The following is a 26,911-nucleotide window of genomic DNA, read 5'->3' as shown; positions in this document are numbered from 1 at the left end:
GCCCTCCTCTTGTTTACTGTTTATTTATACAGTAGTCAGCGGAGCGCAAAATGACAACCTTTTCTGACGCCAAAAGAATGGTCGTATAGAAAATTTCATTGATGTGTCATAAAAAAGGGCGGAACCCGTCCGCCCTTTTCAAGATATCAACAGTCTCAGCCGCGCTTGCGGATCAACCCTTCCTGGGCAACCGAGGCGACAAGCTGACCCGCTCGGTTGTATATGCTGCCACGGCACAATCCACGCGCCCCCCCGGCCCATGGGCTATCCATGGAATACAGCAGCCACTCGTCCACCCGTAGCGGCTGATGGAACCAGATCGCGTGATCAAGGCTGGCAACCTGCATCTCCTTGTTCCAGTAGCTGATGCCATGGGGCAACAAGGACGTCGGGAGCAGGTTGAAGTCCGAGGCATAGGCCAGCAGGTATCGATGCAGCGCAGGGTTGTCCGGCAGCTGCCCGTTGGCCCTGAACCAGACATGGCGTGCAGGCGCTGTTGGCTCTGGATCAAATGGATGGGTCACCTTGACCGGACGAATCTCGATGGGCTTTGGCGCCAGCAGCTTTTCCCGCGTAGGCTCCGGGATGAACTGGGCAAACTGTTGGATATAGTCCAGCTCGGACGCCAGCGAGTCTGGATCGGGCACGTCCGGCATTTCGCTCTGGTGTTCAAAACCGGGTTCCAGACCCTGGAACGAGGCACTGCAGAAGAAAATCGGTTTGCCTTTCTGGATGGCCGTGACGCGACGGGTCGTAAAGCTGCCGCCATCCCGGACGCGATCCACCTCATACACCACCGGAATCGTCACGTCGCCAGGCCGCAAGAAGTAGCCATGCAGCGAGTGCACCTGACGCGACGCATCCACCGTCTGGCTCGCCGCTGACAGGGCCTGACCGAGCACATGCCCACCGAATAATTGCGGAAAGCCCAGGTCCTGACTACGACCGCGGTAGAGGTTTTCCTCGATGGACTCAAGGCTTAACAAGGCAACAAGATCATCCAGCACTGTGCTCATCACGTTTTCCGTGGTCGTTTTGATAATGGCCAAATCATACGCAAGTCAGTCGTGAAGCCGTAGCCCCATGATGAGGAAACGGCAGCGGCAGGACGTCCCTCCAAGACTCCGCCACCCATCAGGCAAAGTCGTTCTCAGGCGCGGGATAAGCTGGCAGCGAGGTCAGGCGCATGTCTACGGTCGCGCGTCCCATGGTGAAGTGATAAAGGCTTTGCCAGGTTGTATCCGCAAGCCCTATCAAGTCATGTACCAGCGGGTCGAAATAGCAACCGATACCGGTGCCTGAAAGCCCTGCCGCTTCTGCCTCCAGGTAAAGCACCTGCCCAATCTGTCCGGTCTCCCAGAATAGCTGCGGATAGCACCAAGCCCCCTGGGCAAGGGCATCATCGAAACGAGCCATCATTGCGATACTGATACAACCGTCAGACGCAATGTCCTGGCCGCAGGAAAGCAAGCCAGCCAGCTCACTAGCATCCCCTTTGAGCAACCGGAACAACCTGAGCCCCTCCGCCTCCTCTACCCGCTCCCAGAGTAAGTCCGCTCGGGCGGTGATATTGAGCTCTCCCTCACTGCGCGCCAGCCAGTACAACCCCGGTTCCAGCCCCACTACGCGATTTACAAAGATCAGAAGATCGACCTGAGCAGGCTTGCCCAACGTCAGGAAAGGCACCGGTGCCTGCTCCGGCAATGTACGCCTTAGCCAGGCAAAGAAAAGATCAGACAGAATGCCCGTCCGACCATCCATGGACTGCGCGCTACGCCGTTGATGCAGCAATGGCCGCAGCAGTAGCTGGTCGTTTTCCTGGGTAACTACGCCCCGGGAAATAGGCATGTCGTAGGGCAAGCGCTTGGGCGCACGGCATGCGGCAGCGATCCGCCCAACCTCGGGCCATTCTACGTACTCTCGCGAAAGTCGATTAGGCGTGCCGGCGAGCTGCAACTGACTCAGCAGCTTGAACAGACTATCGGGCAAGGAAGGCTCGGCCGATTGCGGCGGACCGATCCAGAGCAGCGCCTCCATTTGCTCCTGCTCACCAAAGCCGTCTCGATCAACTCCAAACGCCGCATCGAGCGTTTCATCCGCCACGTCGTGAATCAGTCGTGTTTCCCAACCTTGCGCGGCGGCAGCAATGGCAATGGCGGCCAAGGCGTGGCCTATATCATGCTGACAGTAGCGCCAGGCTCGCTCGCCATATTTCCAGGCCTCACGCCAATAGATACTGGACAGTGCGACCAAAAAGCTCCCCGGCGGCAAGGCGCCAATGATGTCTTCATCCAGCACTTCGGGGAGCTCGGCGCGTACTTCCAGGGCATGCAGATCGGCCGTGTAATGTGTCATCAAGGCACGATCGTTCAGTACACCCGGTGGCAGCAAGGCATAGGCTTCGGTGGGATGCAGATTGCCGGAGGAGGGATTCACTCGCAGCGCCCAGCGGCTGCTGCCCGACTCTTTCCAGGCAGAAATGGCCAAACTGTCATAAAACAGCCGAGAGATATTGGCAGGATCCAACGGGGCCGGCTCGCCTACAGGACCTGCAAAAACCTCATCGTACAGAGGCGAATCCTCCAGCATGCGGCGCAGTAACGGAATGACTTCGCATCCCCGATAACGGCGGAATGGCGCAGGCTGGTTAGCCCAATCGAGCGCATCGGGTCCGCGGGCATAGCCCTCACGACGGTGCATGCTGAGCGAATGATAGGCTCTGACGATGTCTTCTGGGGTCATGCAGTCCTCTTTGTCATTAACAGGCATTCATGCTGTCGCCAGTTTCCAGTCTACTAATCCATTGATGGCGGCTGAGTCGATACAGAACATGGTGGCGCAAGGGGTGGCCTTCCGGCAGGTTTGGATGTTCAAAGTCGTCGGCCGGATCGTACTGCATACCCAATCGTGCCATCAGGCCGCGGGAGCGTTCGTTTTCAGGCACGGTAAACGCCACGATCTCTTCCAGGCCTACCTGCTCGAAGCCAAAGGCAAGCGCGGCTTCGGCAGCTTCATGGGCATAGCCTTCGTCCCAATATTCGGCACCCAGCCGCCAGCCGATCTCGACCGCCGGCGTAAAAGGTGCGTCGAAATTGGAATGCTCAAGCCCTACATACCCAATGAAAGGCGGGCCATTTCTGACCTCTACGGCCCACCAGCCATAGCCATGATCATGGAAGTGTGCCTGGATACGCTCGGTCAGCGCCTGCGTTTCAGCCTCACTCAGGCATTTGGGGAAAAATTCCATTACTCGAGGATCAGCGCTTTGTGCAGCGAAAGGCGTATAGTCTTCATTGCGCCAGGGGCGCAAAATCAAACGTTCGGTACGTAACACCTTGGGATAGGCCTGGCTCATCTCCACCCTCTTTTAAGGTCCTTTGATGTTGGGACTGTTGTGAAGCCAGAGTATTCCGTAAAGCCGGTTCGGTTTTTTGATAATGGCTACCGCTTGGCGAGATCGGCAGGAATCGTCATCATGAGCGCCCGTCGGCAGCATCGCCTGTATCTGCCGAAACTTGGCATTTAGCCGAATCCTAACAACTACATCTCTAAATTCGACCAATGTATTGACCTTCACTGAGCAATATGGCCGGCGAATGGTCCTACATCATTAATGCGTTCTTTTCAGGCTGCTGCACACACATGACTTCCAAGAATTCGGACAATCTCAATTCTGCCGACCGCAATAAAGTGGTAAAGGGTATGCCAGAAGAAGTCCGTAGCCAGCAAGGCGATATCTTTTTCGCTGCGGTTAGAATGACCCGCATGCCCATGATCGTGACCGACCCACGGCAGGACGATAATCCCATTATTTTTGCCAACGACGCCTTCCTGAAAACGACGGGCTATGAAGAGCATGAAGTACTGGGACGCAACTGCCGTTTTCTTCAAGGCCCGGAAACGGACCGGGAGACCATCCGGCAGATCCGCGAAAGCGTCGAGTCCCGTCATGAATGCAATACCGAGTTATTGAATTACCGCAAAGATGGCTCGACCTTCTGGAATGCCTTGTATATTTCTCCGGTCTACAACCAAGCAGGCGAGCTGGTGTATTTCTTTGCCTCGCAACTGGATGTCAGCCGTCGCCATGACGCCGAAGAGGCCTTGCGGCAATCCCAGAAAATGGAGGCGTTGGGTCAGCTCACCGGCGGCATTGCCCATGATTTCAACAATCTGTTGCAAGTCATGGTGGGTTATCTGGACATTCTTCGGATCAACCTGGATCGTCCGGAAATGGACAGGGAAAAGGCCAAGCGCCATGTCGACAACACCCGGGAAGCCGTCAATCGCGCGGCCACACTGACGCAACAACTTTTGGCGTTTGCCCGCAAGCAGCGCCTGACCGGTCGAACATTGAACATCAACGAGCTGATTGAAGAGCGACTCGACCTGCTGTATCGAACGCTGGGAGAGCCCTATCAGCTAACGACTCGGCTGGCGCCTGACCTCTGGAATTGCAAGATAGACCCGACCCAGGCCGAAATGGCGCTCATCAATATCCTGGCGAACGCACGTGACGCCATGGAATCGCGGGGCGAAGGTCGTGTCACGATCGAAACCCGCAACATTGAAGTGACGCCAGAGGATATGGCCTACGGAGGCCTGACTCCTGGCCGCTATGCCTGCATCGCCATTACCGATACCGGAGAGGGCATTCCAACAGAAGTGCTTGGACGGGTCCTCGATCCGTTCTTCACAACCAAGGAAGAAGGCAAAGGGACCGGTCTTGGTCTATCCATGGTGTATGGCTTCATGAAGCAGTCCGGCGGCGCGGTTCGTGTGTACTCCGAGGCCGGTATGGGTACGACGGTCCGCCTGTATTTCCCGACGACACAAAGTGAAATCATCCAGCAGCCTGCCGAATCCAATGGCACCAGCGAGGAGCCCGGTAACGAGACTATCCTGGTTGTGGATGATCGAGAAGAAGTGGCAGCGCTGGCGCAGGCCATTCTTGAGGAGTTCGGCTATTCGGTTCGGGTCGCCTACAATGGCAAGGAAGCGCTGGCTACCCTGGAGCAGCATGGCGATATCCAGATGCTCTTTAGCGACCTGATCATGCCCGGCGGCATGAATGGCGTAATGCTCGCCCAGGAAGCCCGCCGACGCTGGCCTCATATCCGCGTCCTGCTCACGACCGGCTATGCCGATACCACGCTGGAGCGTGGGCAGACGGATACCTCTGAGTTCGAAGTGCTGAGCAAGCCCTACGGTCGCCTGGAACTCGCGCGTCGAGTCAGGAAGATACTGGACGGAGCAGGATGAATGACAATGAGGGTGTGATGGAGGAAGACGACCACTACGAGTGCAGCGCCGAAAGTGACTCACCAGCCAGTCTGGAAGCCTTTCTCAGTTGCCTCGAAGAGGTCGGGCGCAGCCCGGAAAAGGTTTCCGTGGGCCACTTGATCGATGCCATCGGGAGTCGCTCCTACGGTCCACTTCTTCTGCTTGCAGGCATCATTGCCCTGTCTCCCCTGACGGGCATTCCTGGCGTTGCCACCGTCATCTCGATCTATGTCGTTCTGGTTAGTGTACAACTGCTCATTGGCCGCAAGCATTTCTGGCTGCCGCGCTGGGCACTGAAGCGTCAGGTTCCGCGTGGCAAGCTACGAAAATCACTGCGCATGCTGCACCCTACCGCACGTTTCGTGGATCGCTTTTTGAAACCACGTCTGACCTTCCTGACCAAGGGTATCTTCCAGCACATCACGGCGCTGCTCTGCATTGGGGTCGCGGTATGCATGCCGGTTCTGGATCTGGTGCCCTTCGCCAATACCACGGCCGGAGCCGCCATGACGGCGTTCGCCATCTCGCTCATCGCCCGTGATGGACTTATATTCCTGCTGGCCAGCGGATTCTGTTGCGGTATCGTCTGGCTGCTCATCAGTCTCCTGCTCTAGCCATCAGCCTTTTCATGACAGCACTTCCTCTGGTTTACCACGACGATTACAGCCCACCCTTTCCACCCGAGCATCGGTTTCCGATGGAGAAGTTTCGCCTGCTCTATGAGTACTTGAGCGAAAGCGGACTGGTGACGGCTGACAACCTGTACCGCCCGGAATTACCTGCGCCAGAAGTGCTGGCCCTGGCTCACGATCCGGTCTATGTCGAGCGCTACATGGGCGGCGAGCTGTCCCATGCCGAGCAGCGCCAGCTGGGTCTACCCTGGAGCGAGGCGCTGGCACGACGAACCATTCGCGCCGTGGGCGGCTCGCTATTGACGCTGGAGCTGGCATTACAACACGGGCTGGCCTGTCATATGGCCGGAGGCACACACCATGCACACCGTGATTATCCGGCCGGGTTTTGTATCTTCAACGACTTGGCCATCATGGCGCTGTATCTCTTGGAAAGCGGCAAGGCGGGACGCGTTCTGATCTTTGACTGCGATGTTCACCAGGGGGACGGCACTGCCCGAATTCTTGAACATGTTCCTGATGCCGTCACGGTGTCGCTGCATTGCCAGACCAACTACCCGGCGCGTAAGGCACAGAGCGATTGGGACATTCCATTACCCAAGGGCATGGGTGATGCAGGGTATTTGCATACCGTTGAGGAAGCACTGAATTACCTGTTACCTCTCTACCAGCCTGACATTGTGCTCTATGACGCCGGTGTCGACGTGCATGCCAGCGATGCCCTGGGCTATCTCATGCTGACGGACGAAGGCATCGCTGCACGGGACGAATACGTCATCCGCCATTGCCTGAGCCGGGACATCCCGGTCGTCGGCGTGATTGGCGGCGGCTACGACCGGGACCGAGCTCTGCTAGCCAGACGGCACGGCATCCTGCATCACAGCGCCGCCAGGGTCTGGGCCAGTGGGCTTGCGCCGGGCTAGAGCTTCATGGGTCTGGGCTTGGAGCCATCGGAAAAGCGGGTAAACCGGAACTCATAAGGGTCAACGATCGGCCTGGCGCCTGTTACCAGGTCTGCTGCCAGCTGCCCAACCGCAGGCCCCACGCCAAACCCATGACCGGAAAGCCCTGTCGCCACAACCAATCCAGGCACTGCATCAATCTCGGAGATAACAGGAACGGCATCCGGGGTTACGTCGATCAGCCCCGCCCACTGCTGGGCGATCTGTGCCTTGGCAAACACTGGAAACTGACGAACCAGTTGATTCATGGCGTTCAGGTTCTGCTGAGGGTCCGGGTAAGGATCCAGCACGCGCATGTATTCGTAGGGAGACGGGCGATCCAGCGGGACAGGTTTGCCTTCATGCCATTCCTGGCGGAAGCGCTCGTCAAACCGGATCCGCAGGCTCGACCATTCCGATTTCAAGGTTGGTAAGAAGTCTAGAAAGAAGCGGAAGCTGTCGGGTACCAGCGAAGCGATATTCACGCTGCCATTGGCAATGGTATAGCCACCATCCAGGCGTTTGCGAAATGCCACGTCGCGTGTCCAGAGCGTACAGTCAGGCCCCTCCTCCAGTGGCGCCGTCCGCAGTACGCTATTGCGTACCTTGAGCTGTGGCAGTCGTACGCCAAGGTCCTTCAGAAAACGGCTCGACCAGGCCCCACCTGCCAGAATTACGGACTCGCAGGCAATTCGGCCTCGCTCGGTAATGGCTGCACTGACCCGCCCCGCCGACAGCTCCAGCCCCCGCACGGCGCAGTCGGTCAGAATGACAGCTCCGAACCGCTGGGCCGCCGTTGCGATCGCAGGTGCTGCTTTCTGGGGCTCGGCGCGCCCATCGGTGGGGCAATAGATACCGCTTTTCCAGCTGACTTCGCCGGCTGGCAGCAACTGCTTGAGCTCGCTGCCAGACACCATGCGCACGTCTATATCATGCTGACGCGCCACACTGATCCATTTTTCATAGTCGACCTCCTCCTGTTCGGATTCGGACGAAAACAGAATGCCGGAGCGGCGAAAACCGGTTTCACCCTGTACAACCTCATTGAGACCCTCCCAGAGCCTCAGGCTTTCAACTGCCAGCGGAATCTCGCGGGGGTCACGGTACAGCTTGCGCACCCACCCCCAGTTGCGGCTGGACTGTTCTCCAGCGATATAACCCTTCTCGCAAAGCACCACGGAAATGCCTTCCCGCGCCAGCGCCAATGCCGCGCTGGTCCCGGCAATGCCTCCGCCGATCACAACGACCTGAACCTTGGCTGGTAGCGCCTTATCCGCCTTGACTAGATCAACCTCGGGTCCCATCCACCACGCTCCGTTCATCGATAATCGGTTAGTCACGCAAGAGCCATGCCCTGTTCAATCGTACACCAGCGGGATTCTGCTGGTACTTCGCGGTAAACTGGCGGGCTTTCTCTACCTGCGATGGCTGTCATGTCCCCACACGTGCCTACTCATTCCCGTACCGCCGCCATTATCGGCGGTGGGCCTGCCGGCCTTATGGCTGCCGAAGTTCTGGCCGGTACTGGTGTAACAGTAGACGTATATGACGGTATGCCCTCAGTCGGACGCAAGTTTCTTCTGGCCGGGGTAGGCGGCATGAACATTACCCACGCCGAAGACCAACCCGCCTTTCGCTCCCGTTACCGCGAGCGTGAAACCGCCCTTTCCCGCTGCCTCGACGGATTCGACAGTCATAGCTTGCGAGATTGGATTCATGGGCTGGGCATCGAGACGTTTGTCGGCAGCTCAGGCCGCGTCTTTCCCACAGACATGAAGGCCGCTCCTCTGCTCCGAGCCTGGCTGCATCGCCTGCGGGAAGCAGGCGTTCGCATTCATACGCGGCACCGCTGGTTGGGCTGGGACGAGCACGGCGCCCTGCGTTTTTCCACTCCGGCGGGGGAAACCTGCCTGCGCGCCGACGCGACAGTCTTGGCCCTGGGTGGAGCCAGCTGGCCGCGACTGGGCTCCGATGGGGTGTGGACAGGATATCTTGAGAAAGAGGGTATTGCCCTTGCCCCGCTACAACCAGCCAACTGCGGTTTTGAGGTCGCTCAGTGGAGCGATCATTTACGCAGCAAGTTTGCCGGCTCGCCTATCAAGCCTGTAGCCATGATGCTTAAAGACGGTACTCGCCGCCAAGGCGAATTCGTGCTGACTGAGACAGGCATTGAGGGCAGTCTGGTCTATGCCCTGTCGGCTGAAATTCGCACCGAACTGCTCCGTACCGGCTCCGCCACCCTATACCTGGACCTTGCGCCTACCAAGGAACAGAGCGCGCTTGCCGCGGCGCTAAGCAAGCCGCGCAAAGGTAAGTCCATGGCCAATCACCTGCGTGCCCATGCCGGACTGGAAGGCGCTCGCTCTGCCCTGCTGCGGGAGCTGGCTCCCGCCAAGGCGTTTGATGACATGCAGCATCTGGCAGCCGCGATCAAATCGTTACCCCTGACTGTAATCCGTCCCCGTCCTATCGAGGAAGCCATCAGTTCGGCCGGCGGCGTACCGTTCGAAGCGTTGAACGAGCAGCTCATGCTCAACGCCCTGCCGGGCGTGTTCTGTGCCGGTGAAATGCTGGATTGGGAAGCGCCTACGGGAGGCTATCTGCTGACGGCCTGCTTTGCTACTGGCCGTACCGCCGGCCTGGGTGCTGCAGCCTGGCTGCAGCAGTAAATCGCTTATTGTGCGCCTTGATCACAGCCCTCCTGTCGGATGCCCCGAACCGCCTCGTCATGCCCATGGTCAGCTCTCATAGAGCCCGTGACGAGGCTTACTACCGTGCTTATCCTTATGATGAGAGAGCCTGACCATGAATGCTATCGACCTCCTGAAAAACGATCATAAAACCATTCTCGATATTCTTGAGCAGCTGAGCAGCACCTCCGAGCGCGCCGTAAAAAAGCGTCAGGATCTGGTGCAAAAGCTTGAACATGAGCTGACACTCCATACGCATATCGAGGAAGAGATTTTCTATCCGGCGTTCAAGGCGGCGGGCAAGAAAGAAGAAGCAAAGATGTATTACGAAGCGATTGAAGAGCATCGGGCAGTCGACTCGCTGGTGTTGCCGCACATCAAGGCTACAGCGCCTGATAGCCTGGAGTTTTCTGGCCGTGTGAAAGTGGTCAAGGAACTGCTTGAGCATCACATTGAAGAGGAAGAAGAAGAGATGTTCAAGGATGCCCAGGAGTTGCTGGCGTCCCAGCTGGACGAGCTGGGCACACAAATGCAGGAGCGCAAAAAGTCGCTCAAGCAAGAGCTCAACGCACGCAAAGCGGCTTGAGCCCTGACAGTCTCTGTAACGCCGGACGGTGTTACAGAGACTGCACGATCATCTACTTCTTCTTGCCGAACCCCGGCATCTTGCGAACCGGCTTTACCAACGGCTTGTCGTTCTCGATCCAGCGCCCCAGAGGCTTCCCGCTTTTAGCGTCGCTTACTGAGCCTACCTTGGGTTTCTTTGGCTTCTTCGGTTTTTTCATCACAACGCCACCAGGGCCGGTTTGCGGCACCTTGTGATCAGGGATGAAATCCGGCTCGTCCCGTCGCGCAATGGTTTGTCCAATCAGCGTCTCAATGGCTGCCAAGTGGTCGACTTCATCGGCAGCTACCAGAGAAACGGCCGCACCGGTCGCACCGGCACGCCCTGTACGTCCAATACGGTGAACGTAATCTTCCGCCACGATGGGTAGATCCAGATTGACCACGAGCGGCAAGTCCTGAATATCCAGACCTCGTGCGGCCACGTCAGTCGCCACCAGAACATCCGCTTCACCCGCCTTGAACCGAGCCAGCGCACGCAGACGAGCCGGTTGAGGCTTGTCGCCATGAATCGACTCGGCACGAATACCTTCCTGCGTCAGCGTTTCCACCAGCTGGTCGACACCCTTACGGGTCTTGGCAAATACCAGCACCTGCTCCCAGCGCTTTTGCGCATAGAGGTGGCAGAACAGTTCCGCCTTACGCTTTTTGTCCACGGGAATCAGCCACTGCTTGACGCTCTTGGTGGTCGTGTTGCGCGGACTGATATCGATGGTCAACGGATCGCGCAGCAGTGGCTTGGCCAGATCACGAATGGCTTCAGAGAACGTGGCAGAAAAAAGAAGTGTCTGCCGACGCTGGGGCACCATGACAAAAATCTCGCCCAGCTCGCGGGAAAAGCCCAGATCCAGCATTCGATCCGCTTCGTCGAGGATCAGCGTCTGTACCTGATCAAAGCGCACAGCGTTCTGGTTGAACAAATCCAGCAAACGACCTGGCGTGGCGACCAGCACATCCACCCCTTTACGCAACTTCATCATCTGCGGATTGATGCTGACGCCGCCATACACCACCGCCGTACGCAGCGGCAAATGCTGCGCGTAATCACATACGCTGGTGTGAACCTGCTCGGCGAGTTCGCGGGTTGGCACAAGAATCAATGCACGGACTCGGTTCGCCGTGACTGCCGGGCCCTCCTGAACGAGGCGCTGCAGTGTCGGCAAAGCAAAGCCAGCTGTCTTGCCTGTACCCGTCTGGGCCGCGGCAAGCAGATCGCGGCCTTTGAGTACCGCAGGAATGGCCTGAGCCTGGATCGGAGTCGGAGTGGTGTGTTCCAGCGCGTCGAGCACACGCAACAAAGGCTCGATCAGGCCGAGTTCGGCAAAAGTCATGACGCTAACCGCAATGAAGAAAAGGACGAAATTGTAGGCGCCAAGCAACGTAGCGTCGAGCGCGGCCATCGGAGCGGTAGACAAACGCCGACTCCTGCCCTGCCGAATGAACGCTTTTGCACCCCGTTTTGAGGGATACGCCGCTTTAATGGATCTTTTCTTGAACGCTCAGCTATTCGTGCAGACCAACTCTTAAAGGATGCCCTGGACGTCTCAGGCGGTAACCCTCATGTATGGCCTTACCGATCAAGGATCTGATGAATTCGACTGGCACAGCCAGATATCGCACAATCCAGCAAGGAGACTCCATGAAAGCTGTCGTTTATATCGGCCCTCGTGATGTCAGCATCAAGAATGTCACCGATGCCAAGATCGAAAAACCTACAGATGCTCTGGTGCGTATCACTACTACCAACATCTGCGGCTCTGACCTTCACATGTATGAAGGCCGTACCAGTTTTGAACAAGGCCGCATCCTGGGCCACGAAAATCTGGGTCAGGTAGTCGAAATCGGCTCGGGTGTTGATCGCGTCAAGGTCGGTGATTATGTATGCCTGCCCTTCAACATCGGCTGCGGCTTTTGCGAGAACTGCGAAAAAGGCCTGACCGGATTCTGTCTGACCGCCAACCCCGGTAGTGCAGGTGCGGCATATGGCTTTGCGGAAATGGGCCCTTATGAAGGCGGCCAGGCTGAGCTGCTGCGCGTTCCATACGCCGACTTCAACTGCCTGGTACTGCCCGAAGATGCCCAGGAGAAAGAGGACGATTACGTCATGCTCTCCGACATCTTTCCCACCGGCTGGCATGCAACCGAACTGGCGGGCCTTTTACCGGGTGAATCAGTCGCCATCTACGGGGCCGGTCCTGTAGGGCTGATGGCTGCTCACTCGGCCATGATCAAAGGGGCTTCGCAGGTCTTCGTGGTCGACACGCACCCTGACCGGCTCGCATTGGCCGAGCGTCTGGGGGCAATTGCCATCAACGGCGCAGAAGGCGAGGCGGTCGAACAGATTCTCAACAAAACCAATGGCCGAGGTACGGACCGCGGCTGCGAGTGTGTGGGCTATCAATGCTGCGACCGCCATGGTCATGAAGCCAATCACCTCACCATGAATAATCTGGTTGCCTCGACCAAGGCAACTGGAGGCATCGGCGTAGTGGGTGTTTTCATACCGCAGGACCCAGGCGCACAGAATGAACTGGCAAAGGAAGGCAAAATGGCCTTTGACTTCGGTCAGTTCTGGTTCAAGGGTCAGCAGATTCGGACAGGTCAGGCCAACGTAAAGGCCTACAACCGTCGTCTAAGCGCCCTGATTCATGCTGGACGCGCCACTCCCTCGAAGATCATCTCCCATAGCCTCAAGCTGGACCAGGCCCCGGACGCCTATAAGCATTTCGATGCCCGGGACGATGGCTGGACCAAAGTGGTGCTCAAGCCTGCGGCTTGACTTCCGCCTCGGCAAGGTTCGCTTTGCGAGCCTTGCCTCTCGCCCGCCACTGTGGAAGCCCGACCAGTATCACGGCCGCCACGATTACTATCATGGCCATCCATTCCGCCTGACCTATCCTTTCCCCAGCAAACACAATCCCCAGTAGCACCGCCACGACCGGATTGACATAGGCGTAACTGGTCGCTGCGGCCGGTCGTACATGTTTTAGCAGATACATGTAAGAGCTGAACGCGATGATCGAGCCAAACACGATGAGATACCCCAACGCCAACCAGCCGTCCATGGTCGACGGTGTGGTCAACGGCTCACCGCTGAGACGGCTGCCAATGAATAGAATGCCTCCGCCCACAATCATCTCGACGGCACTGGCCATCGGCCCTGCCGGCAGTGGCAGATGACGGCTCCACACTGAACCGAAAGCCCAGCTGGCAGCTGCAAATAGGGTAATCACCGCCCCCAGGGGGGTCGTCTGCATGTTCTCGCCCAGGTTCAGCAGCAGAATGCCAATGAATCCCAAGCCAATCCCAGCCCATTCGAGCCGGGTATTGTGCTGTCCCCAGAACAGGCCGAAGCACAAGGTGAAGAGCGGTACCGTAGCCACGGCCAGCGCGGCCACTCCAGAGGCAACCCCCGAGTGTTCGGCCAGGGTCACACCGCCATTTCCGCAACTGAGCAGCAGAAACCCGACCAAGCCGCCACCTACCCACTCACGCCGTGTCGGCATGGGAGCTCCTCGGGAAAGTTGCCAGACAAACAACAGGCTGCCAGCAATCAGAAAACGTAAACCGGCCATCAACAAGGGCGGCCACGACTCAACACCGATGCGAATGACCAGATAGGTCGAGCCCCAAATAACGTAGAGCGCGAAAAAAGCACACAACAAAAGCAACAGCGAACGGCTATCCCGGGCAGGCATGGTGGCAACTCTTATGATTGAAATCCTGGTAGCTGAGTCGTACAGGTGATCAAGAACCGGAAAACGTATTCAAGCAGCAGGCTCCTTGCTATAGGAAGCGGCCCTCTCGGCCAGGCGCAGCGTGCAATCCTGAATACGGTCAGAGTCAATCAGCGGCTTACGAACCAGATCATTAGTTTAGAAAGAGCAAGCGAGCGCGTTAATGCGATAAGCTTGTTTTTTCTGCGCCCCCGCCTTCGTTTCAAAGGTCTTTTGATAAAACAGGCGAGGTTTCCAAACCGTCACAGGAGGACGTATGGATCACTATGACCGACAGATCATCAATGCCTTACTGGAAAATGGCAGAGCCTCGTTTGCCGACCTGGCGCGGCGAGTTAATCTGTCGGCGCCTGCGGTAGCAGAACGTGTCGCGAAACTGGAAGCCAGCGGTGTCATTACCGGCTATCACGCGTCGGTCAACCTCAAAGCCCTTGGCCAACCAATCGAATGTCTGATTTCAGTAACACTGACCAAAACCAGCAGCGACAAACTGTTCGATGAGCTGGCCGCGATTCCGCAGCTTATCGCCTGCCATCGCGTAACGGGTGAGTCCTGTATCGTGCTGCGGGCAGCCGTGGCAGACATGGCTGAACTGGAGGCGCTCATCGATCGGCTGATGCGCTACGGCATGAGCAAGACGTCGATCATTCTATCGACGCCTTTCGAAAGACAGACTCCAGCCAAACTGTATCCGGCAGTCGAGGACGCTCGATCCATCCGCCGCGCCTGATGTTCAGCGCAACAGCAAACCGTCCTCGATGACGACGTATTCGTCCGCTGCCCGGATCAAGGCATGCGCCGTGAGACCAGGAGCCCCATAGACACGGGTATGAACGCCGTAACACTCACGGACCTTCTCCAGCAGGAGGTCAAAGTCACCGTCTCCTGAAGCCAGGACGATTTCATCGACCTTGGGCGCAGCATCGAGCACATCGATTGTGATACCTACGTCCCAATCGCCTTTGGCGGAACCGTCACTGCGCTGAATATAGGGTTTGAGCTTTACCGTAAAACCCAGATTACGCAGGATCTGCTGGAACTGTTGTTGCCGGCTGTCCCCTCGCTCGATGGCATAGGCTGACGCAAACACCAGTTCGCCCCGTTGCGAGATTTCCTTTAGGAAGTTCGCGTAATTGAAGTGGCAGCCATGCGTATGGCGAACCGTGTAATAGATATTCTGAACATCGACGAACACAGCAATCTTCTTCACAACACTCCCATCGACTAACGTCGCGTACATCAAGGTCATTTCTGTCCGGGTCACTCCGCCCCGATACGCTCCTCTACCACCGGCCTGAAGCCGTTTTTACAGAATAGGTCACTTGAAACGACAAAGGCAGCCAATTGGGCTGCCTTTGCTTTCGAACGGTCGATTAGATGAACTGATCGTCATCCCCGCCATCGTCAAAAAAGCCACTGTCGTCGCTTCCGTAGTCGGCTTGCTGGAAGCCGCCGTCACCGTAGCCATCATCATAGCCGCCAGCGTCGCTGGCTGGCGTCAAACCACTGTCCTGGCCCCCAGTATCGCTGGCCAAGTCTGCCGCAGGTTCTTCATTGATGATGTTGACGATTTCCTGCGGCTGGGAATCGTGAAACATGCTGGAAATAGTTTCCGCCAGCAATACACCGCCGGCCACCCCCACAGCAGTCTGCATTGCTCCCCCTAAAAAGCTGCCCGCTCTGGAGGGCGCAGCCGGTGCGGCATTGTAGCCATACCCTGGATTAGGCTGACCATACCCAGGCGCCTGGCCATAGGAAGGCGCCTGGCGCGGGCCCGGGTCGGTCCAGCCACCACGAGGTGCCTGAGCTTGTGCCTGACTCTGCGATCGCGACTGCTCCTGCTGGGAGCCGCCACCAAACAGGTTGGACAGAAAGCCACCGCTGCTCGGCTTGTTCTGCTGCATCTGCGCCACCTGCGCTTCCAGATCGCGCACCCGCTGATCCAGACGTTTGAGTGCCGCTTCTTGGATCAGGATGACCTGAGCCATATAGTACGGTGCGGCGGGCTGTTGATGCAGGCGTTCCTGAATATAAGCTTCAGCCTGAGCGTCGCGGCTGGCGGTTTGAGCCTCCGCATCCTTGAGGCGCGTAAACAGGCCTTCGATCAGTTGTTTCTCTTCAGATTGCATGTGACCTCCCGAAGACGGCCAAGAAACGAAAACCCAGGCGCCGTAGACCTGCACAGGTGTTCGTGAATATCGACTCATGGTCCGCTGGCAGATCGGTTTCTACCAGCGGACCGGCCCTTTATAAATGCCGGTCAGCCCCGGATATTTCAATCCTGTCCCCGCAGCCATTCAGAATCGATTCAGCTCGACGCCTCCTTGCTAGGCGGCGTGCCGCGGAAGGCATCTTTCTGCTTGACCTCATCCAGCTTTACAGGCCGACCGGTTCGCGCCGATTCATACAAGGCTTCCATGATGCGCTGATCCTGTAGACCCTCCTCACCGGGGGTGTAAGGCTTCTTACCGGTTACGACGCATTCGGCGAAATGGTCCATTTCGATAGCGAACTGGTTCTTGTCGGGGGCATTGATCTGTTCCACCACCGGCGCGACGAACTCCGTCGTGCTCTGCGACTCCTGACTGCGCTTAAGCTGAAGGTTCCGATAGGAAAACGCAGGGTCCATTTCTACCCATCCCTTGTCCCCTACGACCCGATAGCGTTTGGAATTGAATGTGGAGTAGCTGGTCATGCACTGCACGTGTACACCACTGGGGAATCGCATCTGCCAGAACATGGCCTCCTCGACTTCCTTGAAGCGCGGGTCATCCGGCGTGCTGTACTGCGTGGCGAACACCTCGACCGGCTCTTCGCCCAACAGAAAGCGCGCGGTGTTCAGGCAATACAGGCCTATATCCGGCAAGGCCCCACCACCGGCCAAGGCTTTCTTGTGCCGCCATTGGTCCACATTTTCCTTGGACTGATTCTGACAGTTCGCCATCTCCAGCAGCTTCACAGTGCCAAGCCCGGTTCCGTTGCGCAGCCACTCCATTACCTGGCGGTTACGCGGCTCATACTGAATGCGATAAGCCACCATCAATAACCGATTGGCCTGAGCGCAGGCCTCGATCATTTCCTGGCATTCCTTTACGGAATTGGCCATGGGCTTCTCGCACAGGACATGCTTGCCCGCCCTGGCGGCTCGCAGCGTGAACTCATGGTGCATGCTGTTGGGCAATACGATATAGACGACATGCACGTCCGGGTTATCACGGATCTGATCAAAACTCTGGTAGTTGTAGAGACCGCTTTCGGGCACGTTGTACATCTGGGCGACACGCATCGCCTTTTCGCGATCTCCGCTGACCAGCGCGGTCACCTTGCATCGCTTGGAGGACGCAAAAGCTGGCAGGATCTCCTCAAGCGACAGCCTTCCCAGGCCCACAACTGCAACCCCGACACGCTGATCACGCCCAAGTTGAACCGGCATGTCCGTCTTGTCGCTTTTGCCTTCCTGCATATGCGGCAGTGTAATGGGCTTGGGCAACTGCTCTGCTGGCTGGCCCGCCCCGCCCGTAGGCACCGCCTGGGCAGCGCCAGCCGTATTCTGGGCCCAGGCACTGTTGCTGGCCAGACCAAGCACACCGGCTGCTACCGCACCCTGTCCGGCATATATGAGAAATTTACGACGTCCGCCCAGACCATCTGACGCATTGCTCATAAGGCTCTCCTGAAAGTAGGCTTTGTGTTCAGAAGGCCTGCGAAACGCGCAAGTTCCTCGCGTTTGTTACAAGACATGGACAACCGACCAAGGGCGTGTACAGTTTCCAGCTCCCCACCTTAGAGCGCTTTCATGACCACAGAGCCCGCTGCCCTACTGATCATTGACCAGCAACAAGGTATCCAGTCACCTGCGCTGGGACCACGTAACCACCCCGAAGCTGAGCAGCGGATCGCGGCCCTGCTCATGGTCTGGCGTGAACAACACTGGCCGATCGTTCATGTGCGTCATATCTCACGTGATCCGCAATCTGTTTTCGCACCGGGCCAGCCAGGCGTAGCGTTTCAGCCGCGCCTGTGCCCGTTGCCCCAGGAAATGGTCTTTGAGAAGAACGTTACCGATGCCTTTATCCATAGCGGCCTTGAGCGCTGGCTACATACCCGCGGCATCAAGCAGGTTGTGATTACCGGCGTAGCCAGCGAGAATTCGGTGGAAGCAACTGCCCGGACGGCCAGCAACCTGGGGTTTGCCACGCGTGTAGTGGAGGATGCCTGCTACACCTTTGCCAAGACGGACTTTTATGGCACTCCCCGAAGCGCCGAAGAGGTTCACGCCATGGCCATGTCCAACCTGCAACGAGAATATGCCGACGTCATGACGGCAGCCCAGCTGCTGTCAGGCCTCGGTTTTACCCTGTCAGAAAACGGCTGACAAAAGCCGTTCCGCTCTTATCGGACAAGCGAGTCATGACGCCTTTCAATATCCTGCGCGATGCACTGTATTTTTTCTCCCGCCACCTGGTTTCGCTGCTGATCCTTTGCCTGCCCTGGCTGATCATAGAAAGCGTGGCACGCTGGCAGGTGGTTCAGCACTTCGGGACCGAAGGAGGCCTTTGGGAGCTGCTGGTTGGTGTAATGTTCTATCCGATCTACACCGGCTCACTTATCCTGTTTCTGAATGCCCGTAGCCACGGCCATATGCCTCCGATTACCGAGCTGTGGGGTCATGCCCTTCGTCTATGGCCCCGCTTCGCCATCATGGCGGGCCTGGTTGCCTCGCTGGTCGTGCTCGGCTTTTCGCTGATGATCGTGCCGGGTTTTCTGGTAATGGTGAAGTTTGCCTTTGCCGAGCCCATGCTGGTCCTGCGTGGCATGGCCCCGCTGGAGGCCATGAGCGCCAGCTTCCAGAAGACTCGCGGACATTTCCTGACCCTGCTGCCACTGATCCTAATCACGCTTCTACCCGCCTGGCTACTGGATGCCTGGATCAGTAGTCAATTTGGCGATACGCCAGCCCTGCAAATCATTTTGCAGAGCCTGTCTGGTCTGCTCCAGCTCATCTCTTCGATCGCCATATTTCGCCTGTTCATGATGGCTGACCGTTCGTCTTGAAGCCATCGAGTCTCAAGCCAGGCGGCCGCTACCCTTAAGGCGGGTCCTCCCATACAGGCGGGGCTGGATGCCGCCATAACAATAAATACGCCTGATCAGCCTTGCGGAGTATGTCGCGATGAGCGAGCTCCTGACTGTCCCTGTATCATCGCCTACCGTGCTGCTCGTTGATGAAGACCCCAGCACCCTCTCTCACCTTGAAGCTTTACTAGCCAGCCTGAGTTGTACGGTTTATGCCGTCCATAATGGACCAGAAGCGCTAGCACTACTGGATCAACACCCTATTGATTTGGTTATTTCCGACGCGCTTATCGCAGGTGTGGATGGCGCCTCCTTTATGGCTGCCGTACAAGCGCGCAACCCCGGCTGTTTACGTATTCTACTGACCAGCCAGCCAGACCTTGCCACATTGATCGATGCCATAAATGCAGGCGAGATCTATCACTATTTCAGCAAGCCATGGCACCCTGAGGAATTACGGCTGAATGTGCAGAAAGCACTTGCCTATCAGCAGGCACGACATGAGCGGCATCGGCTCGAAGCGCTTACTCGAGACCAGAACGCTCAGCTTCGCCAACTTAACGAGACCCTGGAAAAACGGGTCGAGGCACGTACTGCCGAGCTTCAGCAAACGGCAGACATGCTCGATCTCTCTTTCGCCGAGCTGCATCGTAGTTATGTCACCAGTACGGAAGTCTTCTCCCTACTTATCAACCAGCGACTGCCCAAGGACAAGCAAGCGAATGCGCAAGTTATCGCCTTGATACGTGCCTACTGCGAGCAATATACGTTCAATGAGAGCACCACGCGTGTCTTGTCAATGGCGGCTGCGCTATACAACATTGGAAAACTGCCGTGGAGCGATGCGCTGATTACCACGCCCTACGAACACCTGCATCCCAACGAGCGAGAAACCTACCGCCATTATCCGGCCAAGAGCGAATCCCTATTGATGGCGCTTGAGCCTCTGCAGGATAGCGCCCACCTGATTCGTCATCATCAGGAGCGCTGGGACGGTAACGGTTTTCCAGATCACCTCAAGGGTGAGGCAATTCCGTTAGGCGCTCGGTTACTCAAGCTTGCCATCGACTTCGTCGAGCTACAGCTGGGCTTGGTCATGGATAGACGCCTGAGTCACGATGAGGCGTTGCTATTCATACGTAAATACGCAGGCAAACTGTACGATCCTGAACTCGTAGAACCCTTCATCAAGACCTGCATACACTGTCTGCCCCACGTACGAATTGGTGATCCTAATATCCATGCGCTGAGCACACACCAGCTCAGGGCCGGCATGATCCTGGCAAGCAACCTTCATGCTGATAACGGCATGCTGTTATTGAATGAAGGTAAGGTGCTGACCTTGCCTCTGATTGATAAATTGATCGCATTCGAAGAAATCGAAGGCGGACATTACACAGTGCTTGCCAGGCTTCCTGCCCAAAGAGACTCGGCCGCATAAGCGGCCGGATCCTGGCTTACCACATCAGATCGTCAGGAATCTGATACGCCGCGTATGGATCGTCCGCATCTGGCGCTTCATTCTGCACATTGAGCAACACGACCCGACGCGGGTCACGCTCCTGGATGCGCTCAGCCGTTGCGCGGGGTACTACATCATAACGGCCTTCGTGTCGCACGATCCCCAGGCTACCCTTGCTCAACTTCTCACGCATCAAGGCATTGACCGGGACGCGCTTGACCTTCTTCTCATCAACGAAATTATAGTAATCGTCGCTTTCAAGCTTTGGCAGGCGACTCCCTTCGATCAACTGCTTGATCTGAGCCTGCTCAGCCTTGCGCCGCTTCTTTTCTTCCTGTTGACGATTAAGCTCCTGATCCCGGGCAAGCTTTTCAGCCTGGGCCTGTTGGGCAGCCAGTCTCTGGGACTCATCCTTCTCAGCCTGCCCGCGGTGCTCCATACGGGTTTGCTTCTGCTTTTGCTTGGTAGCCTGCTTGGCTTGTTTCTCGTTGACCAAACCCGCCTTCAGGAGCTGGTCGCGCAAAGACATACTCATGGGTGCAACTCGTTCTAAAGCCCGTCGGGCGGGCATGTTACGTTAAAAGACGCATAGTACCCGGACGGTCGGCCCCTAGGCCAGCCGACAATCGGAATCGTCAATGTTCGCCAACCATCCTGTGCATTGATTTTGCGCAGTGCAAGCATGGGTATAGAGTGAAATAATCACCACCATACAGTCAGCGCGTTAATATTGGCACACTACGCCACTGAAATGCTTAGCCTGCTAACCAGCTCAACCTGAAAAGCCGAGCCCCATGATTACCTTTATTATTCTTGCCCTATTCGTTGCCAGCGTACTGTTCGTACATCTGCGCGGCCGCTCACGCCTGCCATTCCTGCGTCAGCTGGTCAATCATTCTGCGGTCTTCGCGCCCTACAATTCCCTGATGTATCTGTTCTCTAGCGTACCCTCCAAGCCTTACCTTGATCGTGAGCGTTTCCCGGAGCTGGATGTGCTCAAGGACAACTGGGAGGTCATTCGTGAAGAGGCCATGCACCTGTTCGACGAAGGCTATATTCGCGCCGCCGAGAAAAACAACGATGCGGGCTTTGGCTCTTTCTTCAAGAAGGGTTGGAAGCGTTTTTACCTGACCTGGTATGGCGAGCCGCTGCCTTCAGCCCAGACGCTCTGCCCCAAGACCGTCGAACTGGTCAGTCGCATCCCTAATGTAAAAGGTGCCATGTTTGCGCTGCTGCCCGGCGGCAGCCATCTGAACCCGCACCGTGATCCCTTCGCCGGCTCCCTGCGCTACCATCTGGGACTTTCGACTCCCAATTCGGATGCCTGCCGGATCTACGTAGATGGCGAGCCTTACGCCTGGCGGGATGGTGAGGACGTCATGTTCGACGAGACCTTCGTGCACTGGGTCAAGAACGAAACGGAGCAGACACGGGTCATCCTGTTCTGCGATATCGAACGTCCGCTCCGCTCGCGTCTACTGACTGCCATCAACCGTCGCGTCAGCTATTTTCTGGGCAGCGCCACTGCTCCACAGAACGTTGATGGAGAACGTGTAGGCGGTATCAACCAGGCCTATGCCTTCAGCAAGCGCTTCGGTGATGCCTTTGGTGGCATGGTTCGCAGCTTCAAGCGTCGCCACCCCAAGGCATACAAGGTGCTCAAGCCTGTACTGGCCATTCTGGTCTTTGCCCTACTACTGAAGTGGATCTTCGGCTGACCTATCTTGTGCCAAAGCGCTCAACGGGGCGCTTTGGCCGCTCGCTCATTCGCCTTGGCAGCATCCCATAACGCATCCAGCTCTTCCAGCTCACATGCTTCCGGACGCTTACCCTGCTCGCGCAACGCCTGCTCGATGAAGCGGAAGCGCCGCTCGAACTTGCTGTTGGCACCACGCAAGGCATTTTCCGGATCGACCTTGAGATGGCGGGCCAGGTTGGTCACCACAAAGAGCAGATCACCAACCTCCTCGGTAATGTGCTCATGATCCTGCTCGGCCATGGCCTCGATAACTTCGTTCAGCTCTTCGTGCAGCTTGTCGATGATGGGCTCTGCGCCCGGCCAGTCAAAACCTGCTCCAGCTGCACGCTTCTGTAGCTTGGCCGCACGAGACAGCGCTGGCAGCACAGCAGGAACGTCATCCAGCAGAGAGAGCTGCTCTGGCGCCTCGGCCTTTTCGGCACGCTCTTGCGCCTTGATTTCCTCCCAGCGCTGCTTGATGGCTTCCTCACTCAGACGGGGCTGATCCAGAGGGCCATAGAGATCGCCGTCGGGGAATATATGCGGGTGGCGCCGCACGAGCTTGCGGGTAATGCTGTCTACGACGTCTGCAAACAGGAACCGGTGTTCTTCCTTGGCTAGCTGACTGTAGTAGACGATCTGAAACAGCAGATCTCCCAACTCATCACGCAGCTGCGCATAGTCGCCCTGCTCGATGGCATCGGCCACCTCGTAAGCCTCCTCGAGCGTGTGCGGGATGATGCTGGCGTAGGTCTGTTTGAGATCCCAAGGACACCCATGCTGCGGATCACGCAGTCGGGCCATGAGATGAAGCAGATCGTCGAGGCTATACATAGGTCGTCCTTACAATCGAAATACGGTCAATAAAAAGGGCGAGCTTACGCTCACCCTTTCATGGTCATACACGGCTCCGGCGGGGCTCAGGTGGCACGATTACGACGGGCTTCTATGATGTTAGGTAGCTGGGAGACACGTCCCAGGAGCCTCCCCAACGCATCCAGCCCTGGAATCTCGATGGTAAGCAACATGTTGGCCGTGTTCTCTTCCTTGTTGGAACGCGTGTTGACTGCCAATACGTTGATGCGCTCGTTGAGCAGCACTTGCGAGACGTCACGCAGCAGCCCCGGGCGGTCGTAGGCCTTGACCAGGATATCCACCGGATAGGTTTGGACAGGCACCGGACCCCAGCTGACCTGAATGATACGCTCGGGCTCACGGCTGGAAAGCTGTAGCGCATTCTGGCAATCCTGACGGTGAATGGTGACGCCGCGGCCCAGCGTAATGTAGCCAACAATGGGATCACCCGGCACCGGTTGGCAGCACCCGGCAATCTGAGTCAGCAGATTGCCCACACCGTTGATCTGTACATCGCCCCGCTTGCCCGACTTGTGCGGAGACGGCTTGCGCTGCAGGAGATCAAGTGGATCGGTCTCCTTCTCTGGCTCGACCAGCTGCTGAGCCGCATGCATGACATGGGCAAGACGCAGGTCACCTGCGCCCAGGGCAGCCTGCATATCCTCTGCATTCTTGTAATTGACCTTTTCGGCGAGCGTGTTGTAGTCCACCGGCGGTAGCGCCAGACGAAGCAACTCTCGATCGATCATGGCCTTCCCGGCAGCCACATTCTGATCACGGGCCTGGAACTTGAACCAGTGAACGATCTTGGCCCGAGCACGCGAGGTCATTACATAGCCCAGGTTCGGGTTGAGCCAGTCACGACTGGGTGAACCCTGCTTGCCGGTAATGATTTCTACCTGCTCACCTGTCTGCAGCGTGTAATTGAGCGGCACGATGCGGCCATTAATCTTGGCGCCGCGACAGTTATGCCCGATTTCAGTGTGCACACGATAGGCGAAATCGAGTGGAGTAGCGCCCTTGGGCAAATCGATGGCATGCCCATCCGGTGTAAACACATAGACCCGGTCAGGTTCGATATCTACCCGCAGCTGCTCAGCCAGGCCACCGATATCACCCAGCTCCTCGTGCCATTCCAGCACCTGCCGGAGCCAGGAGATTTTCTCTTCGTAATGGCTGGATGCCGATTTGACATCCGTCCCCTTGTAACGCCAATGAGCGCACACCCCCAGCTCCGCCTCTTCATGCATGGCATGAGTACGGATCTGCACCTCAAGCACCTTGCCTTCAGGGCCGATAACCGCCGTATGCAACGAGCGGTAGCCGTTTTCCTTGGGGTTGGCAATATAGTCGTCAAATTCCTTGGGAATATGGCGCCACAAGGTGTGGACGATCCCCAAGGCGGTATAACAGTCGCGGATTTCAGGAACAAGCACACGAACCGCACGAACGTCGTAGATCTGGCTGAAATCCAGACCTTTTTTCTGCATTTTTCGCCAGATCGAGTAGATATGCTTCGCACGACCGCTGATATCCGCCTTGACGCCCGTTGCAGCCAACTCCTGCTTGAGCTGCTGCATGACATCGGCAATGTACTGCTCGCGATCGAGCCGGCGCTCGTGCAGCAACGTGGCGATCTGCTTGTACTGAATCGGCTCCAGGTAGCGGAAGGACAAATCCTCCAGCTCCCATTTGATGTGACCGATTCCGAGGCGATGCGCCAACGGTGCATAAATATCGAACACTTCACGCGCGACGCGGTTGCGGCGTTCATCCGTGGCGTTTTTGACCGCCCGGATCGCACAGGTACGCTCGGAAAGCTTGATCAAAGCCACGCGGACATCGTCCACCATGGCTACCAGCATGCGGCGCAGGTTATCCACCTGGGCCTGGGTGCCCAGCACCATTGATTGCCGCGGATTGAGACTGGCGCTGATCGCCGCCATGCGCAGCACGCCTTCAATCAGCTTGGCCACAACCGGGCCGAAACGCTTGCCAGCCTCTTCCAGGCTTGCCTTGCCTTCGCGTACGGCGCGGTAGATCAGCGCGGCGACAAGGGAATCCTGATCCAGTTTGAGATCTGCCAGGATCTCCGCCATCTCCAGCCCCGTCTGAAAACTGGAGGTACCCGGAGCCCACAAGTGTTCGGAGGGTGCGGCCTCTGCTTCGGCCGCACGAGCGAATTCGCATGCTTCCAGCAAGGCCTGACGCTCGAAGTTCGGGTCCATGCTCTGGACGTGATCGAGCCATGCCTCGATGTTGATGCTGCCATCATTATTGACGGGTTGATGCGCTCTGACCTGTACCATCTTACGTTCCTCGGCGCTATTTATTGCGCCGTTTAAGTCCAGCCATCAACTGGCCGATTACGCGAGGTTCAGGCTAAACGAAAAAACACGTATTCAGGTGATCTGCGAGTGATCGGAATGTAAAAGGCCATTACAGTCCCGAATACAGTCACACCGGACTCACCCTCATTCATTACTTTTCGCTAGACCTGCCCCTACCTCGCTACAAACAAAACCATCGCCTCGACATGCGCCGTCTGCGGGAACATGTCCAGGATTCCAGCCCGCACAGGAACATACCCCTGACGAACCAGTTCGCCTGCATCCCGTGCCAATGTAGCGGGATTACAGGACACATAGAGCACACGCTGTGCACCCAGTTGCTTCATCTGCTGCACTACGGGCAACGCGCCATCACGTGGCGGGTCCAGCAATACGGATGAAAAGGACTGGCCAAACCATGGCGCATCGATAAGCGGCTTCGACAGGTCTGCCTGGAAAAAGTGCGCGTTATCCAGGCCATTGGCCCAGGCATTTTCACTCGCGCGCTCCGCCATGACGGAAACGCCTTCTACGCCAACCACGGCATGCACACGCTGCGCCAATGGCAGGGCGAAATTGCCAAGTCCGCAAAACAGATCGAGCACCCGCTCATTCGGCTCCGGCGCAAGCCAGTCAAGCGCCTGTGCAATCATCGTCTCGTTAACCGATGCATTGACCTGTACGAAATCACCCGGACGGTAAGCAATCGTCAGGTTCCATGGCTCCAGTCGGTAGCTAAGTGCTGCCTCGGGCTCGTCGGGATACGGCTCACCTTCGGCCTGCCACCAGAGCTGAACCGAGTGCTCCGTGCAGAAATGCCGCAGATGATCGCTGTCACGCGGCGAGAGCAGACGCGTGACACGCACCAGCATGGCGCAGGCCGTCCCTTGAAACAGCTCGACGTGACCAATGGCTTGCGGCTGCTCCAACCCGACAAGTAAAGCCGGTAGCGCCCTGGCAATAGGCTGCAATGGCTCAACCAGCACACCACAGGCCTCCAGCGGAACGATATCCTGGCTGGCAAGCGCCCGAAATCCAACATCCAGGCGGCGAGCCTTGGCATCCCAGCGCACCGCGATGCGTGCACGACGCCGATAGCCCAACTCTGGGCCATGCAGTGGCGCAGCCCATTCATTGGGCGTCACGCCGGCAAATCGCTGTAGTTGCTCGGCCAGCGTACGCTGCTTGAGGGCCAGTTGAGCCTCATGCGGAATATGCTGCAAGGTGCAGCCACCGCAACGACCGGCCATGGCACACGAAGGCAGGCGCCGTTCGCCACTAGGCTCAAGCACCCGCTCCACACGCGCCTCAACCACCTGGCTTTTGGCAGACAACACACGTGCCTCAACCGTTTCCGATGACAAGGCACCCGAAACGAACCAGGTCCGACCTTCGAGATAGGCGATACCCCGGCCATCATTGGCCATCTTCTCAATGGTCAGGCGCTGTTTCTTGCCGACCGGAACCGACGAGGCCCGGCTACCGCCGCTCGGCTGAAAACGCAGCCCTTTTGCACGCATACTGTTCTCTTGAATCAAACCCG

General features: G+C 57.4%; 24 protein-coding genes. 11 read left to right on the top strand and 13 right to left on the bottom strand.

All coding sequences use genetic code 11. The features are described 5' to 3' along the window. Nucleotides 1-155: 155 nt before the first annotated feature. The 3 genes from tesB to AC4LF3_RS05685 all read right to left on the bottom strand — a co-directional run bounded on the left by tesB (nucleotide 156) and on the right by AC4LF3_RS05685 (nucleotide 3,355). On the bottom strand, nucleotides 156-1,016 hold the full coding sequence (gene tesB, locus AC4LF3_RS05695) for an acyl-CoA thioesterase II (protein ID WP_010797481.1): 861 nt from the start codon (nucleotides 1,014-1,016) through the stop codon (nucleotides 156-158). Between the two features lie 118 nt (nucleotides 1,017-1,134). Further along, on the bottom strand, nucleotides 1,135-2,742 hold the full coding sequence (locus tag AC4LF3_RS05690; protein WP_150347840.1) for a nitroreductase family protein: 1,608 nt from the start codon (nucleotides 2,740-2,742) through the stop codon (nucleotides 1,135-1,137). A gap of 16 nt (nucleotides 2,743-2,758) precedes the next feature. After that, entirely contained in the window at nucleotides 2,759-3,355 is a 597-nt protein-coding gene (locus tag AC4LF3_RS05685) for a GNAT family N-acetyltransferase (RefSeq protein WP_010797479.1), read from the bottom strand. A 287-nt stretch (nucleotides 3,356-3,642) separates the two neighbouring features. Here AC4LF3_RS05685 and AC4LF3_RS05680 point away from each other — a divergent pair, with 287 nt between their 5' ends. Genes AC4LF3_RS05680 through AC4LF3_RS05670 form a run of 3 tightly spaced genes read left to right on the top strand, consistent with a single transcriptional unit; the run spans nucleotide 3,643 to nucleotide 6,838 of the window. Continuing rightward, nucleotides 3,643-5,262: a histidine kinase famiy protein gene (locus tag AC4LF3_RS05680; RefSeq protein WP_074827851.1), complete on the top strand. Its 1,620-nt coding sequence runs from the start codon at nucleotides 3,643-3,645 to the stop codon at nucleotides 5,260-5,262. Then, nucleotides 5,259-5,897 (top strand): exopolysaccharide biosynthesis protein, encoded by a 639-nt coding sequence (locus tag AC4LF3_RS05675; protein WP_233432208.1) that lies wholly within the window; start codon nucleotides 5,259-5,261, stop codon nucleotides 5,895-5,897. The genes AC4LF3_RS05680 and AC4LF3_RS05675 overlap by 4 nt, the downstream gene beginning before the upstream one ends. A 14-nt stretch (nucleotides 5,898-5,911) precedes the next feature. Next, nucleotides 5,912-6,838: a histone deacetylase family protein gene (locus AC4LF3_RS05670; RefSeq protein ID WP_491834918.1), complete on the top strand. Its 927-nt coding sequence runs from the start codon at nucleotides 5,912-5,914 to the stop codon at nucleotides 6,836-6,838. On the opposite strand, the gene AC4LF3_RS05665 is transcribed toward AC4LF3_RS05670, so the two are convergent. Continuing rightward, nucleotides 6,835-8,196: an NAD(P)/FAD-dependent oxidoreductase gene (locus AC4LF3_RS05665; protein ID WP_491834917.1), complete on the bottom strand. Its 1,362-nt coding sequence runs from the start codon at nucleotides 8,194-8,196 to the stop codon at nucleotides 6,835-6,837. The two genes, AC4LF3_RS05670 and AC4LF3_RS05665, sit on opposite strands and share 4 nt — an antisense overlap. 93 nt (nucleotides 8,197-8,289) lie before the next feature. On the opposite strand from AC4LF3_RS05665, the gene AC4LF3_RS05660 reads away from it, so the two are divergent. Together AC4LF3_RS05660 and AC4LF3_RS05655 are read left to right on the top strand one after the other, a co-directional pair. After that, complete coding sequence (locus AC4LF3_RS05660) at nucleotides 8,290-9,525, top strand: TIGR03862 family flavoprotein (protein WP_491834916.1); 1,236 nt, start codon at nucleotides 8,290-8,292, stop codon at nucleotides 9,523-9,525. 136 nt (nucleotides 9,526-9,661) lie between these two features. Beyond that, on the top strand, nucleotides 9,662-10,132 hold the full coding sequence (locus AC4LF3_RS05655; protein ID WP_010797473.1) for a PA2171 family ribosome-binding persister protein: 471 nt from the start codon (nucleotides 9,662-9,664) through the stop codon (nucleotides 10,130-10,132). A gap of 52 nt (nucleotides 10,133-10,184) precedes the next feature. Here AC4LF3_RS05655 and rhlE1 read toward each other — a convergent pair whose 3' ends face one another. Continuing rightward, nucleotides 10,185-11,501, bottom strand: coding sequence for an RNA helicase RhlE1 (gene rhlE1, locus AC4LF3_RS05650; RefSeq protein ID WP_491836251.1), 1,317 nt, complete (start codon nucleotides 11,499-11,501; stop codon nucleotides 10,185-10,187). A 308-nt stretch (nucleotides 11,502-11,809) separates the two neighbouring features. On the opposite strand from rhlE1, the gene AC4LF3_RS05645 reads away from it, so the two are divergent. Then, nucleotides 11,810-12,949, top strand: a complete 1,140-nt coding sequence (locus tag AC4LF3_RS05645; RefSeq protein WP_491834915.1) for a glutathione-independent formaldehyde dehydrogenase — start codon at nucleotides 11,810-11,812, stop codon at nucleotides 12,947-12,949. Here the strand turns inward: AC4LF3_RS05645 and yedA are convergent. Further along, nucleotides 12,933-13,868 carry a drug/metabolite exporter YedA gene (gene yedA / locus AC4LF3_RS05640; RefSeq protein ID WP_073450362.1) on the bottom strand — a complete coding sequence of 312 codons (936 nt, stop codon included), beginning with the start codon at nucleotides 13,866-13,868 and terminating at the stop codon, nucleotides 12,933-12,935. The two genes, AC4LF3_RS05645 and yedA, sit on opposite strands and share 17 nt — an antisense overlap. A 295-nt stretch (nucleotides 13,869-14,163) precedes the next feature. On the opposite strand from yedA, the gene AC4LF3_RS05635 reads away from it, so the two are divergent. After that, on the top strand, nucleotides 14,164-14,637 hold the full coding sequence (locus tag AC4LF3_RS05635; RefSeq protein WP_074827783.1) for an Lrp/AsnC family transcriptional regulator: 474 nt from the start codon (nucleotides 14,164-14,166) through the stop codon (nucleotides 14,635-14,637). A gap of 3 nt (nucleotides 14,638-14,640) precedes the next feature. On the opposite strand, the gene AC4LF3_RS05630 is transcribed toward AC4LF3_RS05635, so the two are convergent. From AC4LF3_RS05630 to AC4LF3_RS05620, 3 genes are all read right to left on the bottom strand, one after another. Next, nucleotides 14,641-15,147, bottom strand: coding sequence for a LabA-like NYN domain-containing protein (locus AC4LF3_RS05630; protein WP_112297893.1), 507 nt, complete (start codon nucleotides 15,145-15,147; stop codon nucleotides 14,641-14,643). Between the two features lie 133 nt (nucleotides 15,148-15,280). Further along, on the bottom strand, nucleotides 15,281-16,036 hold the full coding sequence (locus AC4LF3_RS05625; protein ID WP_010797466.1) for a DUF2076 domain-containing protein: 756 nt from the start codon (nucleotides 16,034-16,036) through the stop codon (nucleotides 15,281-15,283). 179 nt (nucleotides 16,037-16,215) lie between these two features. Then, nucleotides 16,216-17,571: a Gfo/Idh/MocA family protein gene (locus AC4LF3_RS05620; protein ID WP_491834914.1), complete on the bottom strand. Its 1,356-nt coding sequence runs from the start codon at nucleotides 17,569-17,571 to the stop codon at nucleotides 16,216-16,218. Between the two features lie 132 nt (nucleotides 17,572-17,703). Here AC4LF3_RS05620 and AC4LF3_RS05615 point away from each other — a divergent pair, with 132 nt between their 5' ends. From AC4LF3_RS05615 to nosR, 3 genes are all read left to right on the top strand, one after another. Next, nucleotides 17,704-18,282, top strand: coding sequence for a cysteine hydrolase family protein (locus tag AC4LF3_RS05615; RefSeq protein WP_219652851.1), 579 nt, complete (start codon nucleotides 17,704-17,706; stop codon nucleotides 18,280-18,282). 35 nt (nucleotides 18,283-18,317) lie between these two features. Next, nucleotides 18,318-18,962, top strand: coding sequence for a YciC family protein (locus AC4LF3_RS05610; RefSeq protein WP_219652852.1), 645 nt, complete (start codon nucleotides 18,318-18,320; stop codon nucleotides 18,960-18,962). Between the two features lie 118 nt (nucleotides 18,963-19,080). Next, on the top strand, nucleotides 19,081-20,424 hold the full coding sequence (gene nosR / locus AC4LF3_RS05605) for a response regulator c-di-GMP phosphodiesterase, NosR family (RefSeq protein WP_491834913.1): 1,344 nt from the start codon (nucleotides 19,081-19,083) through the stop codon (nucleotides 20,422-20,424). 16 nt (nucleotides 20,425-20,440) lie between these two features. Here the strand turns inward: nosR and AC4LF3_RS05600 are convergent, their stop codons facing one another. Then, on the bottom strand, nucleotides 20,441-20,980 hold the full coding sequence (locus AC4LF3_RS05600; RefSeq protein WP_010797461.1) for a DUF2058 domain-containing protein: 540 nt from the start codon (nucleotides 20,978-20,980) through the stop codon (nucleotides 20,441-20,443). A gap of 259 nt (nucleotides 20,981-21,239) precedes the next feature. On the opposite strand from AC4LF3_RS05600, the gene AC4LF3_RS05595 reads away from it, so the two are divergent. Continuing rightward, nucleotides 21,240-22,163, top strand: coding sequence for an aspartyl/asparaginyl beta-hydroxylase domain-containing protein (locus tag AC4LF3_RS05595; protein WP_239382934.1), 924 nt, complete (start codon nucleotides 21,240-21,242; stop codon nucleotides 22,161-22,163). A 20-nt stretch (nucleotides 22,164-22,183) separates the two neighbouring features. Here AC4LF3_RS05595 and mazG read toward each other — a convergent pair whose 3' ends face one another. The 3 genes from mazG to rlmD all read right to left on the bottom strand — a co-directional run bounded on the left by mazG (nucleotide 22,184) and on the right by rlmD (nucleotide 26,888). Then, a complete protein-coding gene (gene mazG / locus AC4LF3_RS05590) occupies nucleotides 22,184-23,017 on the bottom strand; it encodes a nucleoside triphosphate pyrophosphohydrolase (protein WP_239382935.1) in 834 nt (277 codons plus the stop codon). A gap of 86 nt (nucleotides 23,018-23,103) precedes the next feature. Further along, nucleotides 23,104-25,347 (bottom strand): GTP diphosphokinase, encoded by a 2,244-nt coding sequence (gene relA, locus AC4LF3_RS05585; protein ID WP_010797458.1) that lies wholly within the window; start codon nucleotides 25,345-25,347, stop codon nucleotides 23,104-23,106. Between the two features lie 194 nt (nucleotides 25,348-25,541). Continuing rightward, nucleotides 25,542-26,888, bottom strand: a complete 1,347-nt coding sequence (gene rlmD, locus AC4LF3_RS05580; RefSeq protein ID WP_491834912.1) for a 23S rRNA (uracil(1939)-C(5))-methyltransferase RlmD — start codon at nucleotides 26,886-26,888, stop codon at nucleotides 25,542-25,544. Between the last annotated feature and the right edge of the window lie 23 nt (nucleotides 26,889-26,911).

The sequence above is a fragment of the Pseudomonas sp. C2.3V genome, assembly GCF_058536325.1.
Note: the sequence above shows the minus strand (reverse complement) of the source record. Positions and strands in the feature narration are given on the sequence as shown.